At 61.7% G+C, this 17111-nt stretch carries 17 protein-coding genes and 1 tRNA gene; 14 read left to right on the forward strand and 4 right to left on the reverse strand.

The window, feature by feature from the left end; translation table 11 throughout:
- Nucleotides 1–3 precede the first annotated feature (3 nt).
- The 9 genes from U5O12_RS16305 (at nucleotide 4) to U5O12_RS16345 (ending at nucleotide 7152) form a co-directional block, all read left to right on the forward strand.
- Nucleotides 4–567 carry a DUF4124 domain-containing protein gene (locus U5O12_RS16305; RefSeq protein ID WP_322579657.1) on the forward strand — a complete coding sequence of 188 codons (564 nt, stop codon included), beginning with the start codon at nucleotides 4–6 and terminating at the stop codon, nucleotides 565–567.
- Complete coding sequence (rsmG, locus tag U5O12_RS16310) at nucleotides 554–1237, forward strand: 16S rRNA (guanine(527)-N(7))-methyltransferase RsmG (protein ID WP_322579658.1); 684 nt, start codon at nucleotides 554–556, stop codon at nucleotides 1235–1237. Before U5O12_RS16305 ends, rsmG begins: the two co-directional genes overlap by 14 nt.
- 412 nt (nucleotides 1238–1649) lie before the next feature.
- Nucleotides 1650–2267: a LysE family transporter gene (locus tag U5O12_RS16315; protein ID WP_322579659.1), complete on the forward strand. Its 618-nt coding sequence runs from the start codon at nucleotides 1650–1652 to the stop codon at nucleotides 2265–2267.
- Between the two features lie 65 nt (nucleotides 2268–2332).
- Entirely contained in the window at nucleotides 2333–3118 is a 786-nt protein-coding gene (locus tag U5O12_RS16320; RefSeq protein ID WP_322579660.1) for a ParA family protein, read from the forward strand.
- Nucleotides 3119–3193: 75 nt separating this feature from the next.
- The gene (locus tag U5O12_RS16325; protein WP_322579661.1) at nucleotides 3194–3745 is read left to right on the forward strand and encodes an RBBP9/YdeN family alpha/beta hydrolase; all 552 of its coding nucleotides are present in this window, start codon (nucleotides 3194–3196) and stop codon (nucleotides 3743–3745) included.
- A gap of 38 nt (nucleotides 3746–3783) precedes the next feature.
- Nucleotides 3784–4743: a ParB/RepB/Spo0J family partition protein gene (locus U5O12_RS16330; protein WP_322579662.1), complete on the forward strand. Its 960-nt coding sequence runs from the start codon at nucleotides 3784–3786 to the stop codon at nucleotides 4741–4743.
- A 54-nt stretch (nucleotides 4744–4797) separates the two neighbouring features.
- Complete coding sequence (locus tag U5O12_RS16335; protein WP_322579663.1) at nucleotides 4798–5589, forward strand: class I SAM-dependent methyltransferase; 792 nt, start codon at nucleotides 4798–4800, stop codon at nucleotides 5587–5589.
- Nucleotides 5586–6344 carry an HD-GYP domain-containing protein gene (locus tag U5O12_RS16340; RefSeq protein ID WP_322579664.1) on the forward strand — a complete coding sequence of 253 codons (759 nt, stop codon included), beginning with the start codon at nucleotides 5586–5588 and terminating at the stop codon, nucleotides 6342–6344. The genes U5O12_RS16335 and U5O12_RS16340 overlap by 4 nt, the downstream gene beginning before the upstream one ends.
- A gap of 16 nt (nucleotides 6345–6360) precedes the next feature.
- Nucleotides 6361–7152 (forward strand): transporter substrate-binding domain-containing protein, encoded by a 792-nt coding sequence (locus U5O12_RS16345; RefSeq protein WP_322579665.1) that lies wholly within the window; start codon nucleotides 6361–6363, stop codon nucleotides 7150–7152.
- A gap of 21 nt (nucleotides 7153–7173) precedes the next feature.
- Here U5O12_RS16345 and U5O12_RS16350 read toward each other — a convergent pair whose 3' ends face one another.
- The 4 genes from U5O12_RS16350 to rtcR all read right to left on the reverse strand — a co-directional run bounded on the left by U5O12_RS16350 (nucleotide 7174) and on the right by rtcR (nucleotide 11987).
- Complete coding sequence (locus tag U5O12_RS16350; RefSeq protein WP_322579666.1) at nucleotides 7174–7986, reverse strand: amino acid ABC transporter permease; 813 nt, start codon at nucleotides 7984–7986, stop codon at nucleotides 7174–7176.
- A 21-nt stretch (nucleotides 7987–8007) separates the two neighbouring features.
- Nucleotides 8008–8814 (reverse strand): transporter substrate-binding domain-containing protein, encoded by an 807-nt coding sequence (locus U5O12_RS16355; protein ID WP_322579667.1) that lies wholly within the window; start codon nucleotides 8812–8814, stop codon nucleotides 8008–8010.
- Between the two features lie 78 nt (nucleotides 8815–8892).
- Nucleotides 8893–10317, reverse strand: a complete 1425-nt coding sequence (locus U5O12_RS16360) for an FAD-binding oxidoreductase (RefSeq protein ID WP_322579668.1) — start codon at nucleotides 10315–10317, stop codon at nucleotides 8893–8895.
- A 68-nt stretch (nucleotides 10318–10385) separates the two neighbouring features.
- Nucleotides 10386–11987, reverse strand: coding sequence for an RNA repair transcriptional activator RtcR (gene rtcR / locus U5O12_RS16365; RefSeq protein ID WP_322579669.1), 1602 nt, complete (start codon nucleotides 11985–11987; stop codon nucleotides 10386–10388).
- A 200-nt stretch (nucleotides 11988–12187) separates the two neighbouring features.
- Here rtcR and U5O12_RS16370 point away from each other — a divergent pair, with 200 nt between their 5' ends.
- From U5O12_RS16370 to U5O12_RS16390, 5 genes are all read left to right on the forward strand, one after another.
- Nucleotides 12188–13741 carry an RNA-binding protein gene (locus tag U5O12_RS16370; RefSeq protein ID WP_322579670.1) on the forward strand — a complete coding sequence of 518 codons (1554 nt, stop codon included), beginning with the start codon at nucleotides 12188–12190 and terminating at the stop codon, nucleotides 13739–13741.
- A 250-nt stretch (nucleotides 13742–13991) separates the two neighbouring features.
- Nucleotides 13992–14063, forward strand: a tRNA-Asp gene (locus U5O12_RS16375).
- 130 nt (nucleotides 14064–14193) lie between these two features.
- Nucleotides 14194–15426, forward strand: a complete 1233-nt coding sequence (locus U5O12_RS16380) for an RtcB family protein (RefSeq protein WP_322579671.1) — start codon at nucleotides 14194–14196, stop codon at nucleotides 15424–15426.
- A 9-nt stretch (nucleotides 15427–15435) separates the two neighbouring features.
- Nucleotides 15436–16497, forward strand: a complete 1062-nt coding sequence (rtcA, locus tag U5O12_RS16385; RefSeq protein ID WP_322579672.1) for an RNA 3'-terminal phosphate cyclase — start codon at nucleotides 15436–15438, stop codon at nucleotides 16495–16497.
- Between the two features lie 65 nt (nucleotides 16498–16562).
- The coding region (locus U5O12_RS16390) for a cob(I)yrinic acid a,c-diamide adenosyltransferase (RefSeq protein WP_322579673.1) at nucleotides 16563–17111 on the forward strand (549 nt) is incomplete at its 3' end.

The following is a 17111-nucleotide window of genomic DNA, read 5'->3' on the forward strand; positions in this document are numbered from 1 at the left end:
ACCATGTACCTGCTGCGCTTGTACATGGTGGCCGCTGGGCTGTTGGTTCCGGGTGCTGCTGCGCAGGCCGAGGTCTTCAAGTGCAAAGGCACCGATGGCACAGTGGTGTTCAGCGACCATGCTTGTGCGGCGGATCAGACCAGTTCGTCGGTGCCGGGCATTACCAAGTCGGCGCCAAAGGCTGCAGCGTCTCCGGAGCAAGCGAAGGATCCAAGCCTTGCCAGCGCAGCGCACGATGCAAAGCAGAGAGCCCTAAACCGGCGTATATCGGCCGGCATGTCACCCGAGTGCCGGGAGATTGGCGAACAGCTGGGCCAGACCTTGCGCCAAGATTCGACTGCGGAAATGGCAGACTCCAAGCGGCTGTTGACCGAGTTTCAGCAGCGCTGCATGACCGAATTTGCGAAGGTATGGAAAGCCGAGCAAGGCAAGGTGTTGGACTTGGCGAGTTGCAAGCAGTTGCGGCAGTTGGTCGACAAGAGCCGCGCCCGGCTTTCCAGAATGACAGACAAGGAAAAGATGGATTACGCAAAACTACAGAACGAGGTCTCCGTTGCCTGCCCCTAATTTGAACCATCGCGAGGTGTTGGCACAGTCTCTGCCCACCTTGGGCTTGGCACTGGACGATGCCCAAGTCTCTGCGTTGCTGGACTACCTGGCACTCATCGGCAAGTGGACCAAGGTCTACAACCTGACCGCCGTGCGCGACCCCGACGAGATGCTGACCCACCACTTGCTGGACAGTCTGGCGGTGATTGCGCCACTCCAAAAGCAGCTGGTTGTGTTGAAAGAGCAGGGCGTTTGCGGCGACACGCCGCGCTTGCTGGATGTGGGTTCGGGTGCTGGTTTGCCCGGCATCGTGATCGCCATTTGCTGCCCGCACATCACGGTGCACTGTGTGGACACGGTGGCCAAGAAGGCGGCGTTCATTCAGCAGGTGGCGGTGACTTTGAAGTTGCCGAATCTGCGTGGCATCCATGCGCGGGTGGAGAGCCTGACTGAGCCCTATGACGTGGTGAGTTCGCGGGCGTTTGCGTCCTTGGTGGATTTCACGACCTGGTCGGAAAAGGCGCTGGCGGTGCAGGGCGTCTGGATGGGGATGAAGGGCAAGCACCCTGTCGACGAGTTGGCTGCTTTGCCATCTTCGGTGGAGGTATTTCACGTGGAACAACTTTCCGTGCCCGGGCTGGATGCGGAGCGGTGCATTGTCTGGATGCGGAAGAGGGTGGGGGGTTAAGCCACTCGCTTTCAGGTTTGGTTGGTAGCTGGGTTGGGCTATGCGTTTTGCTTCGTGTCCCCCGCCCACTGCGTGGGCTCCTCCTTTACCTACGCAAAACGCATAGCCCAACCCAGCCTGCGGGCGGGATGTGTGCTCACCCGCGGTGGGGAACCCACTCGCTCGTCGTAGCTGCGCGGCAGGGGTGCGCTCCAAAGTGAGGTAAAGGAGGAGACCGCGCAGCGGGCGGGGGACACGAACGGCGGGGCGTACCCCTGCCACGCAGCGAGCCCAGCAAAACCGCTGCCTGCCCACAAAAAGTTTCACGTGAAACAGCGCTTGGCAACGCCAACGCAGGCCACTAGCAACAAGCCACACTGAAGCCCAAAGTTTCCAACGTAAACTCACCCCCTTCCCCCGAAAGAAAATTCCCATGCTCGGCGTCACCGATTACGGCACTTTTGTCATCACCATCATCGTGTTCTTGGCTATTCCCGGCCCGGGTAATCTGGCGCTGGTGACGTCCACCAGCAAGGGTGGAATCCAGGGTGGGCTGGCCGCCACGCTGGGCGTGATTCTGGGAGACCAGGTGCTCATGTGGTCGGCGGTGGCTGGCGTGGCTGCCTTATTGGCCGCATACCCCGACGCCTTTCATGCCGTGCAGTGGGCCGGTGCCGCTTACCTGGCGTGGCTGGGTTTCAAGATGCTGACTGCCAAACCTGGCGCCGCACCCGTGCTCAACATCAAGGCCGGTCAGTACCTGCGCCAGGCGCTGCTCATTACCTTGCTCAACCCCAAGGCCATCCTCTTTTACATGGCCTTCTTCCCACTGTTTGTGGACCGGGTGACAGGCCAGGGCTTGGTGACCTATGGCTTCATGGCGGCCACCATTGCCTTCCTCACGTTTCTGTACGGCTTGGGCGCCACCTTGCTCACGCACTTCTTGGCCGAGCGCATGCGCGCCAACCCCAAGATCGGTCGCGTGCTGGAAAAAGTCGCGGGTCTGTTCTTGGTCGGCTTTGGCATCAAGTTGGCCTTGCAGTCGCGCTGAGCGCCGGCCTGCCTTTTGCTCTCTCGTTTGCTCCCGATTTTTAGTCTCTTCAGGTAAAGCGCTCTATGGCCAAAATTTTCTGTGTTGCCAACCAAAAGGGTGGCGTTGGCAAGACCACCACCACCGTCAACTTGGCGGCCGGTTTGGCCAAGGTGGGCCAGCGCGTGTTGATGATTGACCTGGACCCGCAAGGCAATGCCACCATGGGTTCGGGCGTGGACAAGCGCAAGCTGGAGCTCACCGTGTATGACGTGTTGCTCGAATCTGCCTCCGTGGCCGAGGCACGTGCCACGAGCGAGAAACTGATTGAAGGTGGCTGCAGCTACGACATCCTGGGTGCCAACCGCGAGCTGGCCGGCGCCGAGGTGGAAATGGTGGAGCTGGAGCGCCGCGAAAAACGCCTGAAGCAGGCGCTGGCGGTGGTGGATGCCGAGTACGACTTTGTACTGATCGACTGCCCGCCGAGCTTGAGTATGCTGACGCTGAACGGCCTGTGCTGTGCGCACGGCGTCATCGTGCCCATGCAGTGCGAATACTTTGCGCTCGAAGGGCTGACCGATCTGGTCAACACCATCAAGCAGGTCAAGGCCAACCTCAACGACGACCTGCAGATCATCGGGTTGTTGCGCGTCATGTTTGACCCGCGCATCACGCTGCAGCAGCAGGTCAGCGACCAGCTCAAGGCCCACTTTGGCGACAAGGTGTTCAACACCGTTATTCCCCGCAATGTGCGCTTGGCCGAAGCCCCCAGCTATGGCGTGCCCGGCGTGGTGTTCGATCCCCAGTCCAAGGGCGCGCAGGCCTTTGTGACCTTTGCCCAAGAGATGGTCGATCGCATCAAGGTGATGTGATGCAATCCCAAGCCAAATAGGCCCCTAGCCCCCGTATCTATTGCGCAAACAGCTCCTGAATTCATAGCAAACAGCATGACGTCCCCTGTTACTACCGTCCTTATCCTGCCCGGCTGGCAGAACTCGGGCGCGGCCCACTGGCAGAGCCGCTGGGAAGCGCTGCATGGCTACACCCGCGTGCAGCAGCACGACTGGATGCAGCCCTTGCGCGGTGACTGGATGATGCAACTGGAAGAAGCCGTGCTGGCCGCGCCCACGCCCGTGGTGCTGGTGGCACACAGCCTTGGTTGCATGCTCACGGCCGCCTGGGCCCAGCATTCGCAAAACACGCACAAGGTGCAGGCCGCTTTTTTGGTGGCGCCGGGTGACCCGGAGCGCGAGGAGCTGCGCGCCGCGCTCAAGAGCTGGTGGCCCGTGGTGATGGACAAACTGCCCTTCCCCGCCGAGCTGCTGGGTAGCCAGAACGACCCGTATTGCAGCTTTGCCCGCGCCCAGCAATTTGCCACCGCCTGGGGTGCCGATTTTGTCGACTACGGCCATGCCGGCCACATCAACGCCGACACCGGCCTGGGCGACTGGCCCGATGGCCACGCCCGCTTGCAAACCCTGATTGCACGCAGCGCCTGAGATCAGACGCACAGAAATTCAAAGAAAGAGAAATCGCTATGGTCACGAAGAAACCCAAAGGCTTGGGCATGGGATTGGAGGCGCTCCTGGGCCCCAAGGTGAAGGACGCCCCTGCTGCCGACGCAGCGCCTGCCAACCCGGGCACGCCCAGCACGCTGATGCTGACCGACATGGTGGCGGGTGTTTACCAGCCGCGCACGCGCATGGACGAGGGCGCTTTGTACGAACTGGCCGAGAGCATCAAGGCCCAGGGCATCATGCAGCCGATTCTGGTTCGCCAGCTGGACGAGGCCGATGCCGCCAAGCACCTGGGCGATAGTCGCAAGCGCCCCATCTACGAGATCATTGCCGGCGAGCGCCGCTTCCGCGCGGCCAAGCTGGCCGGGCTGGACAGCGTGCCGGTGCTGGTGCGCGATGTGCCCAACGAGGCCGCCGCGGCCATGGCGCTCATCGAGAACATCCAGCGCGAAGACCTGAACCCGCTGGAAGAAGCGCAGGGCCTGCAGCGCCTGATCAAGGAATTTGGCCTCACCCACGAGACGGCCGCCCAGGCCGTGGGCCGCTCGCGCAGCGCCGCCAGCAACCTCCTGCGCCTGCTGAACCTGGCCGACCCGGTGCAGACCATGCTGATGGCAGGCGACCTGGACATGGGCCACGCGCGCGCACTGCTGGCGCTGGACCGCGCCACGCAGATCACGGCAGCCAACCAGATCGCCACCAAGAAGATGTCGGTGCGCGAGGCCGAGAGTCTGGTGAAGAAGCTGAGCGCCGAGTTCTCGCTCACGCCGCAAAAGCCGACCAAGGAAAAATCGCGCGACCTCAAGCGCGTGGAAGAAGAACTGTCGGATCTGCTGATGGCGCAGGTGGAAGTGCTGGTGAAAAAACGCGTCAAGCGCCATGGCCGTGTGGAGGAGATGGGCGAAGTGGTGATCCAGTTCGGCTCGCTGGACGAGCTCAACGGCCTGATCGAGCGCCTGGCGCCCGGTGGCAACCGCTAATTGCTATCAAAACAGTAGCTGTTCGCGCATATTCCACAAGCGCTGGAGGCCTATTTGACCCCTAAACCCTGGCAGCGCCTGAACCCGGCCACCTGGCTCTGGCCGCTGCCGGCCATCGTGGCCTGGGTGCTGTGCTGGACCTTGTTTCGCGCTGTGTGGGAGCGGGGCTTGGCACTGCACTGGTCGCTGGCGCTGGCCAGTGCTTTGGGCGTGGCGCTGAGTCTGTGGGGCGCCAGCTGGTGGCGCCGTGCCCTGATTGCGGCAGGGTTTCCGGTGTCGCTGGCCCTCACCTTGGGCCTGTTGGGCGGCAGTGCGGTGCCGGCATGGGCCTGGCTGTTGCCGCTGGGGCTGCTGCTGCTGGTCTACCCCATGAACGCCTGGCGCGATGCGCCGCTGTTTCCCACGCCGTTGAACGCGCTGACGGAGCTACCAGCTCATGCGCCGCTGCCTGCGGGTGCGCAGGTGCTGGACGCCGGCTGCGGCCTCGGCCATGGCCTGCAGGCGCTGCGCCTGGCCTACCCGCAAGTCCAGCTGCACGGCATTGAATGGAGCTGGCCGCTGCGCGCCCTGTGTGCACTGCGTTGCCGCTGGGCGCGTGTGCGCCAGGGCGATATCTGGCAGGCCGACTGGTCGGGCTATGACATGGTTTACCTGTTCCAGCGGCCAGAGAGCATGGCGCGTGCCGTCGCCAAGGCGCAGGCCGAGTTGCGGCCCGGTGCCTGGCTGGTCAGTTTGGACTTTGAAGCAACACAGCTGATTTCGAGCGCCAGCTTGCGCACACCCGGTGGCAAAATGGTGTGGCTGTACCGGGCGCCCTTGTCCGCGCCCCCAGGAGAAAGCACATGACATCCGATACCACCCCATCCACCGTGGCCACAACCCTGGACCCTGCGGATGCCCTGCAGGCCACCCAGGTGGTGGTATTTGCATTGGCCACCCTGTCCGAGTTGCGCGACTCCGATACCGAGAGCCACATGTTGCGCGTGCAGCGCTATGTGCGCGCCCTGTGTGCCGAGCTGCAAACCCAGGCCAGCCACGCCGAGGTGCTGACCCCCACCTATGTGGAAATGCTGATCACCAGCGTGCCGATCTACGACATGGGCACCGTGGGCATTCCCGACCGCATCCTGCTCAAGCCCGGTCGCCTCACGCCTGAAGAAGTGGCCATCATGCGCACCCACACCACGTTGGGCCACGATGCACTGGCCCGCGCCGAAAAAACGCTGGGCCGCGTGTCGCCACTGCTCACCATTGCCAAAGAAATCACGCTGTGCCACCAGGAAAAGTGGGACGGCTCCGGCTATCCCAAGGGATTGTGGGGTGCCCAAATTCCGCTCTCTGCCCGCATTGTGGCGCTGGCCGATGTGTACGACGCGCTCATCAGCAACAAGGTCTACAAAGACGGCGTACCGCACGAACGTGCCGTCGAAATCATCACTGAAGGCCGCGGTGCCCACTTTGACCCGGACGTGGTGGATGCTTTCCTGCAGGTGCAGGACAGCTTCCGCACCATCGCCCAGCGCCATGCCGACACCGATGCGGACATGCAGCAGAAGATCGAGTACATGGCCAACGCGATTGCCGAAGTGGCAGTGATCTGAGTCCGTGAGACGCCGCATGCCTTGGCTGTGGGCGGCAGCAGTGGTGTGCCTGAGTGCCGCCGCTGCCACCGCCGCCGCGTGCACCAAATCTGTCCGTTGGTCAGACGATGCACCCTATGCCTTCCGTGGCACCGACGGCGAACTCAGGGGCCTGCACGTAGACACCGTGCGTGCCGCGCTCAAGCGCCTGGGTTGCCAGCCGCAGTTTGTGGAGCGGCCCTGGGCCCGCGCCTTGGTGGAGCTGGAAGACGGCGTGCTCGACATCCTGCCCGGCACCCTGCGCCGGCCCGAGCGCGAGGTCTACGCCATGTTTTCCCGGCCGGTGAATCGCTCGCCCAACGTGCTGTTCATGCGCAAGGCGGCGGCCGACAAATACAAAATCACCAAACTCGCGGATCTGATCGGCACCCCGTTCCGCTTGGGGGCACAAATTGGCGTGGCCTATGGCCCGTCGTTTGAGGCATTGCAAAAAGACCCGCGCTTTGCCGCCTTGCTCACACCGTTCACCGCGCGGCGTGGCGCCTGGCAGATGATGGATATGGACCGGCTCGACGGCCTCATTGCCGATGAAACCACCGGCCTGCTGGAGTTGCAGTCACTGGGCTTGTCGCAGGCGATCGTTAAAACGCCCATCGTGACCTCGTGGGAGCCCGGCATGTTTGCCCTGAGTAAAAAGGCATTAACGCCCCAGTTTGCCGCTGACTTTGACCGCGCGCTGGACGCCATGGTCAAGGACGGCGAGTTGCGCCAGATCCGTGAGCGTTACGTGCCCTGCCCGGTGTCGGCCGACCAGATCGGTTGCAAATAGGCCAGCCGACCCAGGCCGGGTTCAGGCACTGCCGCGCTGCTTCAGGTGCCGCTCCAGCCGGCGCAGCAGCAGCGACAGCGTGATGGTCAGCATCAGGTAGAGCACCGCCACCACGTTGTAGGTTTCGACCGTGAGGAAGGAGCTGGACGCATACAGCTTGCCCAGCTGGGTGATGTCATTCACGCCCAGCACCGACACCAGCGACGAGTCTTTCACCATGGCAATGAAGTCATTGCCCAGCACCGGCAGCACGCGGCGCACCGCCTGCGGCCACACCACCAGCCGGAAGGTGAGCCAACGGTTCAGGCCGATGGCTTGGGCTGCTTCGATCTGCGCACGCTCCACACTCTGCAGCCCGGCGCGGAATACCTCCGCCAGAAACGCACTGTAGGCCAGTGCCAGCGCCACAATGCCGCGCACGGTGTTGGACACATCGCGCACTTGCACATCGGGCAGCCACCCGTTGGCAATCCAGCCTTCGCAGGCCCACTGGTACAGGTTGACCAAGGCAGGCGCCCCCACAAAGGTGACGTAGAGCAGGATCACCAAGGCCGGCAGGCCGCGCACCACCTCGATGTAGAAGCGCGCGCTCTGGCGCAGCCACAGCCACTGCGAGCGGCTGGCCAGCGCCAGCAGCAGACCGATGCTGGCGGCCAGCGCAAAGCTGATGACCGCCACATAAACGGTGGTCCACAGCCCTTCGGCCAGGGTCTGAAAGATGAAGGCATAGCGCCCGTCAGCCACCGCCAGCGCCACGAAGGCGGCGCTGATCAAGCCCAGCGCGATGAGCCAGTAAGGACGTTCGGACGATTCCGAATCAACAAGGATCTGCACGCGGTGCTGTCCCGGTGCCGCTTATTGGTTCAGCTTGTAGTCCACAAACCATTTCTGGTCCAGGGTCTTGAGCGTTCCATCGGCCTTCATTTGTTTGAGTGCTGCGTTGATGGGCTTCACCAGGTCCGAGCCCTTTTTATAGATGAAGCCAAACTCCTCGCGGCCCATGGGCTTGCCCACCACCTTGTAGACGCCGGGAAACGCTTTCACATAACCCTGGGACGACACGCCGTCGCTCAGCACCGTGTCCACATCTCCGGCCTTGAGGGCTTGCATGGAGAGGCCGAAGGTTTCATACAGCTTGATGCGTGGGTTCTTTTCGTTGCCGTCCAGCACTTCGTACACCGCGGTGTAGAAGTTGGTGGTGCCGTTTTGTGCGCCCACCAGCAGCTTGGGGTTGGCCTTGAAGCCCTTGGCATCGGTAAAACGTTTCTCGTTGGCGCGCACCATCATGAACTGTTCCGACACCATGTAGGCGTCCGAAAAGTCCACCTGCTTCTTGCGGTCGTCCTTGATGGTGATGCCGTCCATGCCCACGTCGAACTGGCCCTTGCGCACGGCTTCGATCATGGTGTCCCAGCTGGTCAGCTTCCAGTCCACCTTGGCGTTGAGGCGCTTGGCAATTTCGTTGAAAACGTCGTACTCCCAGCCCACGCTCTGGCCGGTCTTGGGGTCCTTGAAGTTCAGGGGCGGATAGGCGTTTTCGGTCACCGCTATGATGGTGCGGCCCTTCAGGTCGGGCAGGGCTTGGGCGCTGGCGTGGGTGGACCAGGCGCCCAGGGTGGCAAGCAGGCTGGCAGCGAGGGTGAGGCGGCGAGTAGCGGTCAAAGGAAGCTCCAAATCAACGATGGTATGAATGAAATAGGGCGCTAGCGCCCATGGAATATGCGCGAATAGCTACTAAAGTTATAGCGAAAAAATCTTGCCGGGGTTCAGGATGTTGTGCGGGTCCAGCGCGCGCTTGATGGTGCGCATCATGTCCACCGCACCGTTGCCCGTCTCTTCCACCAGAAAGCCCTGCTTGTGCAGGCCCACGCCGTGCTCGCCTGTGCAGGTGCCGCCCAGCTTGAGTGCGCGGCCCACCAGCTGGTGGTTCAGCTGCTCGGCCAGCTCGCGTTCCTCGGGCTTGTTCGGGTCAATCAGGTAGCCCATGTGGAAATTGCCGTCGCCCACGTGGCCGACCATGAAGTAGGGCAGGCCGGCCTCTTTCGCCTCGGTCACGCTGTCCAGCAGCGCCTCGGCCAGGTGCGAGATGGGCACGCAGGCATCGGTGGTGATGGCCTTGCAGCCGGGGCGCGACTGCACGCCTGCAAAGTAGGCGTTGTGCCGCGCGGTCCACAGGCGGGTGCGTTCTTCCGGGGTTTCGGCCCAGGCAAAGGCGGCAGCGCCGTGCTCGCCTGCAATCTCCTGCACCACGGCCACTTGTTCTTTCACGCCATCGGGCGAGCCGTGGAACTCGAACAGCAGCATGGAGCTCTCGGGCAGGCTCAGCTTGGAGTGCGCGTTGACCATGCGGATCGTGTTTTCGTCCAGCAGCTCGCAGCGCGCGATCGGCACGCCCATCTGGATGATCTGGATGGTGGTGTTCACCGCGTCGGCCAGCGTGGGGAAGGAGCAAGTGGCCGCCATCACCGCTTCGGGCAGGGGGTAGAGCTTGACGGTGATCTCGGTCATCACCCCCAGCGTGCCTTCGCTGCCGACCAGCAGGCGCGTGAGGTCGTAGCCCGCGCTGCTCTTCTTGGCGCGTGTGCCGGTGCGAATCACTTCGCCGCTGGCCGTCACCACTTCCAGCGCCAGCACGTTCTCGCGCATGGTGCCGTAGCGCACGGCGTTGGTGCCGCTGGCACGCGTGGCGCTCATGCCGCCAATGGTGGCGTCCGCGCCGGGGTCTATGGGGAAGAACAACCCGCTGCTCTTCACCGCCTCGTTCAGCGCCTTGCGCGTCACGCCGGGCTGCACGGTCACCGTCAGGTCTTCGGCGTTGATGGACAGCACCGCATCCATGCGGCTCACGTCCAGGCTGATGCCGCCCTGCACGGCCAGCAAGTGGCCTTCCAGCGACGAGCCCACGCCAAAGGGAATGACAGGCACCAAGTACTGCGCAGCGAGCTTGACGGCATCGCTCACGTCTTGCGTGCTCTGCGCGAACACCACGGCCGCGGGCGGCGGGATGTCAAAGGCCGACTCGTCGCGCCCATGTTGCTCACGCACGGCCATCGCAGCAGAGAACTGCGCGCCGAAGCGGGCTTGCAAGGCGTCCAGCAGGGCCTGGGGCACATCGCGTGCTTGGACTTGGGGCAACAGGTGGTGGGGGGCGGTGGGGGCGTTCATGGGGGTGTCTCCGGTACGGGCAAGGCCCCATTTTGATCTAAAGCCATGCGCCTAGCCTCACCCTAGGGCTACCGCGAAATGACGTCCCAGCTCAAACCGAACTTCAGCAAATATTTGCGCAACCGGTCGGCGTCATTGACCACGCTGCGCTGCGCGCGCGATCGGTCGAACAGGGCGCGGCCCGCATCGCTCAGAGACGTGTGTTTTCTGCAAACTGTGATGACCGATTGCAGCTGTAGCAGGTCAAACTGATCCAGTTCATTCGTCCGCTCGCCGAGCAGGGCATACAGATCAAATGCGTCAGCTGCCGAGGAGCTGGCTTCCTCCACATCGCTCCATTGCCAGCGCAGGCGCTGTATCTCAGCTTCCACCAGGCCTATGCCGATACGACCGTGCTCTGCAAGGGTGGCCAGGCGTGTGACCGAAGCGCTCAAGTCCCGGAAGTTTCCGCTCCATGCGGCCTCCGGGGATGTGGCGTAACGCAGATACGCCGCGCGCCCCTCTGCCGTTAGCCGTACCTGCTTGCCCAGATCTTGCGATGCCTTGTCCAACTGGTGGTCCACGTTGGGCTCAATGTCTTCGCGCCGCCGCGCCAAGCCGGGCAAGGTGTACGTCCACAGGTTGATACGGGCGAACAGGTCTTCGCGGAAGCGCCCTGCGCGAATCTCCAGCCGCAAGTCCCGGTTAGTGCCTGCAATCAGCTGGAAGTCGCTTTGAACTTCCCTGTCAGACCCCATGGGGAAGAAGCGCTTTTCTTCTACCGCCTTCAAGAGCATGGCCTGTTCGTCCAGTCCGAGTTCACCGATCTCGTCCAGAAACAGCAGGCCCTGGTGCGCGGTGCGCAGCACACCGGGGCGGTCCGCCACGGCGCCGGTGAACGCGCCCTTTTTGTGGCCAAACAGGGTGGAGCCCGCACCGTCCCCACGCAAGGTGGCGCAGTTGATCTCGACAAAACTGCCTTCGAGTTGATGGCGTGCTTTCTTCAGCTCAAACACACGCCGCGCCAGCATGGACTTGCCTGCACCGGTGGGGCCGGTCAGCAGCATGGGGGCTTTGCTTTGTACGGCGACGCGCTCCACCTCTTCAATAAGCGCATTGAACTTGGCATTGCGGGTGGCAATGCCGCTTTTCAAGAACTTCAGGGCGTCTTGCTGAGCGTTGTGCAAGCGCTGGTTGATTGCGTCGTAGCGCGATAGATCGAGGTCGATGATTTCGTGGCTGCCGGGGCCGCTGCTCTGGCGCCCGCGGGGTGGCGCGCTCTGCAACAGCACCCCAGGGAGGAAACGCGCTTCCACCAGCAGGAAGAGGCAGATCTGCGCCACGTGCGTGCCGGTGGTGATGTGGGCTTGGTAGTTCTCTTTGGTGGTATCAAAAGGGTAGGCCGATGCCCAGTCATACAGCGCCGCGTACACCTCGCCAAAGTCCCAAGGGTTGGCGAGATTCATCTCCACCAGCTTCACCTCGGTCTCTGGCGATGTTTGGGCAATGTCTTGCTTGACCAGCGCTGCCAGGGAGACGTGGCGTCGGTCATGGAACAGCTCCAAGCGGTCCACCACCAGATCCTCGTGCTGCGTCAGCGCCACCGTGGGACGCCACTTCTCCCAACGGCCCGCGCTTTGCCCGGAATCCAGTTGGCTGCCAAGAAATCCAATCACGACCGTTTTCTTCATTTGGCTAATGTACTAGCTAAAAATCTATAAATAGAAAAACGTCGAGGGCTCAATGCCTGAGGAAAAACATGGATGTTGGAATTAAATCCTTATAAATCAATGATTTACGAATAAATCTGTTGTCATGGCGATGGTTGGCACGATGGCTGCAATAGATGTTCCGTCACCGACATACGGTGAATGCAAACAAGGAGCACAACATGGTGAATACCCAGCTTTTCCAAACTCTCAAGGGCAAATTTCTGCCTGCTGCTAACACGGTGAACAAAGCCGGTGGCGTGGCATACAGCCTGAGCCCCAAGCAGGCATTGGCGCAGCTGGCAACCACTGGTTGCCTGAGCAATACCTATTACGCCGGCGCAGCCCAGCAACTCGATAAGGTATTGGAGTTGGCAGCTCAGGTGGATGCGAAGTTTGTGGCTCAGACCGCCATCTATGCCCGTGAACGCGGCCACATGAAGGACATGCCTGCGCTGCTGTTGGCAACGCTGGCAGTACGGGATGTGGCGCTGTTTGCCGCTGCATTCCCCCGCGTGGTGGATGGCGGCAAGATGTTGCGTAACGTGGTTCAGATTCTGCGTAGTGGTCAGGTGGGTCGCAAGTCGCTGGGTTCGCGTCCCAAGAAGCTGGTGCAAGCGTGGTTGTGCAATGCCACCGAGGCGCAATTGCTGAATGCGAGTGTAGGTACGACTCCTTCCCTGGCGGACGTGGTGAAGATGGTTCACCCCAAGCCGCAGGAGGCCTGGCGTGCCGCCTGGTTTGCCTGGCTGATCGGTCGTAACTATGAGGCTGCCCAACTGCCTGCTGTGACGCAAGCGCTGGAAGCCTATAAGCAGGATGCTGGTGCGACGGTGCCCAAGGTGCCGTTTCAGATGCTGACGGCATTGAACCTGAATACTGCGCAATGGACATCGGTTGCGTTGCAAGGATCGTGGCAGATGGTGCGTCAGAACCTGAACACCTTTGCACGGCACGGTGTGTTTGCTGATGCGTCGGCGACGCAGGCCATTGCCGCCAAGTTGCGGAATGCCGAAAGCATTGCCAAGGCGCGGGTTCTGCCGTACCAGCTGATGGCTGCATTTACTGCCACCGGAGAAGGTGTGCCATCAGAGGTGCGCGAGGCATTGCAGGATGCGATGGAGGTTGCGCTGCACAACGTGCCCGCCGTGGCGGGCCGCGTGGTGGTGTGCCCTGACGTGTCAGGCTCCATGAGCTCGGCAGTTACTGGTCAGCGTGGTTCGGCTACGTCGGCGGTGCGTTGCATCGACGTAGCGGCTCTGGTGGCTGCAGCCTTGCTGCGCAAGAACACTGGCACTCTGGTGCTCCCGTTCGAGCAAAAAGTGGTGAAGCTGTCACTGAATCCGCGTGACTCGGTGATGACCAACGCGGTCAAGCTGGCTGCCGTGGGTGGTGGTGGTACTAACTGCGCCGCACCATTGGCGCAGTTGAATGCCGACAAGGCCCAGGCAGACCTAGTGGTATTGGTTTCGGACAACGAGTCGTGGGTGGATGGCAAGCGTCGGGGAGCAACGCAGACCATGGTGGAGTGGGAGATGTTCAAGCAACGCAACCCGCGCGCCAAGTTGGTGTGCATCGATATCCAGCCCTCTGCCCATACGCAAGCGGTCGAGCGGGCAGACATTTTGAACATCGGTGGCTTTACCGACGAAGTGTTCAAGGTGTTGGCCATGTTCGCGGCGGGGGAACTAGGTCCAGACCACTGGGTTGGTGTGATTGAGGAAACGACTTTGTAGAAAGGAAATGTGTCGTCGCCTGAGGAATGCTGGTGTGATTACATCCAAATTGTCAGATCACACCAATTGTTCGTCCTCAGGCGGGGGCGCTGATACGCAGAGCGTTTTGACAAGCGCGAATGCTGATGGGATTACATTGGATTAGCCGGTTCGACTCTGGCCATGTGCAGCACAGGCAACTGACTGCGCATGAAATCTCATCGATCTCGTCGCGCTTGTTAAAACGCTCTGCCAGCGCAAAAACTTTTGAAGGTTTGCGGTGAATGCCGTTGAAATTACAGCATTGTCACTGCCGATGTCGCGGGTTCGAATCCCGCCGGCACAGCAATGGGTTCATGACCGAATCTATTACTGTGCCGTAGCTCAGCCTGGTAGAGCACGAACATATTTCAGCAATTTAGTCGCTGCAAGCATTCAAAAATTTTTGAACAAATGAACTGGGAGAAAAAAACATGAACTACCAACAACTCGAAGTAGAAGGCGGCGTACCCGTCAAGATGTGGACGAATGGCGTGCCCATCGAAGAGTCGGCCCAGCGCCAGCTGGAAAACACAGCCAAGCTGCCAGTGGTGTTCAGCCACGTGGCAGTGATGCCCGACGTGCACTATGGCATTGGTGCCACCATTGGTAGCGTGGTACCCACGCTCAAGGCCATCATTCCCGCTGCGGTGGGTGTAGACATTGGCTGCGGCATGATGGCCTGCAAGACCACGCTGGTTGCGGCCGATTTGCCCGACAACCTGGGCCCACTGCGTACCGAGATTGAGAAGGCTGTGCCGCACGGCTCAGCACCCAAGCAGTTTCGTCGCCACGGCTCTAACCGCGAGGTGGGCGCCTGGACCAACCCGCCCGTGACGGCGGACACGGCCTGGGCACAACTGGTGGAAGAGTTCGACGCCATTTGCCAGGACTACCCACGCTTGAAGAACACCAACAACCACCGCCACATGGGCACGCTGGGCGGTGGCAACCACTTTGTGGAAGTCTGCCTGGACGAAGCCGGCAGCGTATGGATCATGCTGCACAGCGGTTCGCGCGGCGTAGGTGGTGCCATTGGTAACCTGTTCATCGAGCTGGCCAAAAAGGATGCAGAACAACACCAGCGCAACCTGCCCGATCAGGACCTCGCGTATCTCGAAGAGGGCTCCCAGTACTTTGGCGACTACGTGCGCGGTGTGGGCTGGGCCCAAAAATTCGCACGTTTGAATCGTGAAGTGATGATGCAGGCTGCGATTGGCGCACTGCGCAAAGTGATCAGCAAGCCCTTCGAGACCCACCTGGAAGCGGTGAACTGCCATCACAACTACGTGCAGAAAGAAAACCACTTTGGGCAGGACGTGTATGTGACTCGCAAAGGCGCGGTGAGCGCCAAGGCAGGTGAGCTGGGCATCATTCCGGGCAGCATGGGGGCCAAGAGCTTCATCGTGCGTGGCAAGGGAAATCCGGAGAGCTTCCAGAGCTGCAGCCACGGCGCAGGACGCACCATGAGCCGTACCAAGGCCAAGAAGCTGTTTACGGTGGAAGACCAGGTGCGTGCTACAGAAGGCGTGGAGTGCCGCAAGGATGCCGACGTGATCGATGAGATCCCGATGGCATACAAAGATATTGATGCCGTGATGGCGGCGCAGAGCGATCTGGTGGAGGTGGTCTACACCCTCAAGCAGGTGGTGTGCGTGAAGGGTTAGGGAGAAAAAATGATTGAAATTGATGGTTCGCAAGGTGAAGGCGGAGGCCAGATCCTGCGCACGGCACTGGCCCTGAGCCTGGTGACGCAACAGCCTTTCACGCTGGCCAACATTCGTGCCAAGCGCTCCAAGCCAGGGTTGATGCGCCAGCATCTGGCCTGCGTGCAGGCCGCGGTCGCCGTGGGTGGTGGTGAGACGCAGAGCCATGCGATAGCGCAAGGAGGCGGACCGGTCGGTCTTGGCTCCAGTCATCTGGTGTTCCAGCCCGGCCCGGTACAAGGTGGTGACTTCACGTTCGCCGTGGGCTCAGCTGGTAGTTGCATGTTGGTGTTGCAAACGGTGCTGTGGCCTTTGGTCATGGCGGCCCAACCCTCCAACCTTGTGCTGCAGGGCGGCACGCACAACCCTATGGCACCTTCGTTCAGTTTTCTGCAGCATGTGGCGCCTTTCTTCGTTGGCCAAGGCTCGGCGTTCTTCAGCATGACGCTACAGCGCCACGGCTTTTACCCCGCAGGCGGGGGTGAAGTGCACGTTCGTGTGCAGCCTCCGTCCGATGGATTGGCCGCGGTTGAACTTATGGAGCGCGGCGACTTGATCGAAGCGAGGGCCGAAGCCTTGCACGCGGGCATCCCCAGAAGCGTGGCCGAGCGAGAGCTGGGAGTTCTGCAGCGCGCGCTGGGTTGGCGCGATGACCAGTTGCATGACCGCGGCCTGCGCAGCAACGAAGGCCCTGGCAATGCATTGCAAGTGATTCTGCGTTACCAGCACATCACGGAAGTTGTGACCGCCTACGGAGAGAAGGGCGTGGGCGCGGAAGAGGTTGCGCGCAAGGTGCTGACGGAGGTGAAGGACTACATGGCGCATCAGGCACCTGTGGGCGAGCACTTGGCCGATCAGCTCATGATCCCTGCGGCTTTGGCTGCCTTGCAGGGCAAGACGTGCCAGTACTGGGCGACTACTCTGTCGGAGCATTCAAGAACTAACGCACGGGTTATCGAGGCATTCTTGCCCGTGACGTTTGACATGGCGCCCTGGAAAGAAGGCTATCTGGTGCGTACAAGTAAGGCCTAGAGACGCTGCGCCAGCGTGACGGGGCAGATTACGATAGGGTCCAGCCAGACAACACGGAGCGCCTGATGGCCAATCGACTCACACAAATCGCCACCCGCACCGGGGACAACGGCACTACGGGGCTGGGTGACAACACCCGGGTTTCCAAGAACAGTTTGCGCGTGCACGCCATGGGCGATGTGGACGAGCTCAACAGCCACATCGGGCTGCTGCTGTGCGAGCCCATGCCCGAGGGCATGCCCGCGCTGCTGGTGGAGATTCAGCACCAGCTCTTCAACCTGGGGGGCGAGTTGTCCATCCCCGGCTACGAGCTGCTCAAGCCCGAGGCCGTGCTGGCGCTGGACGAGGCGCTGGCGGAGCACAACGCGAACTTGCCGCGCCTGCAGGAGTTCATCTTGCCGGCCGGCACGCGCGCTGCCAGCCAGGCCCACATCTGCCGCACCGTAGCCCGCCGGGCCGAGCGCGCGGTGGTGGCGCTGGGCAACGAAGAAGCCCTGAAGGACACGCCGCGCCAGTACCTCAACCGCCTCTCGGACCTGATGTTTGTGCTGGCCCGTGTGCTCAACCGCTACCGCACCGATGGCACGGTGGGGGACGATGTGTACTGGAAGAGC

This window comes from Rhodoferax sp., from assembly GCF_034519335.1.
Taxonomy (GTDB): Bacteria; Pseudomonadota; Gammaproteobacteria; order Burkholderiales; family Burkholderiaceae_C; genus Allorhodoferax.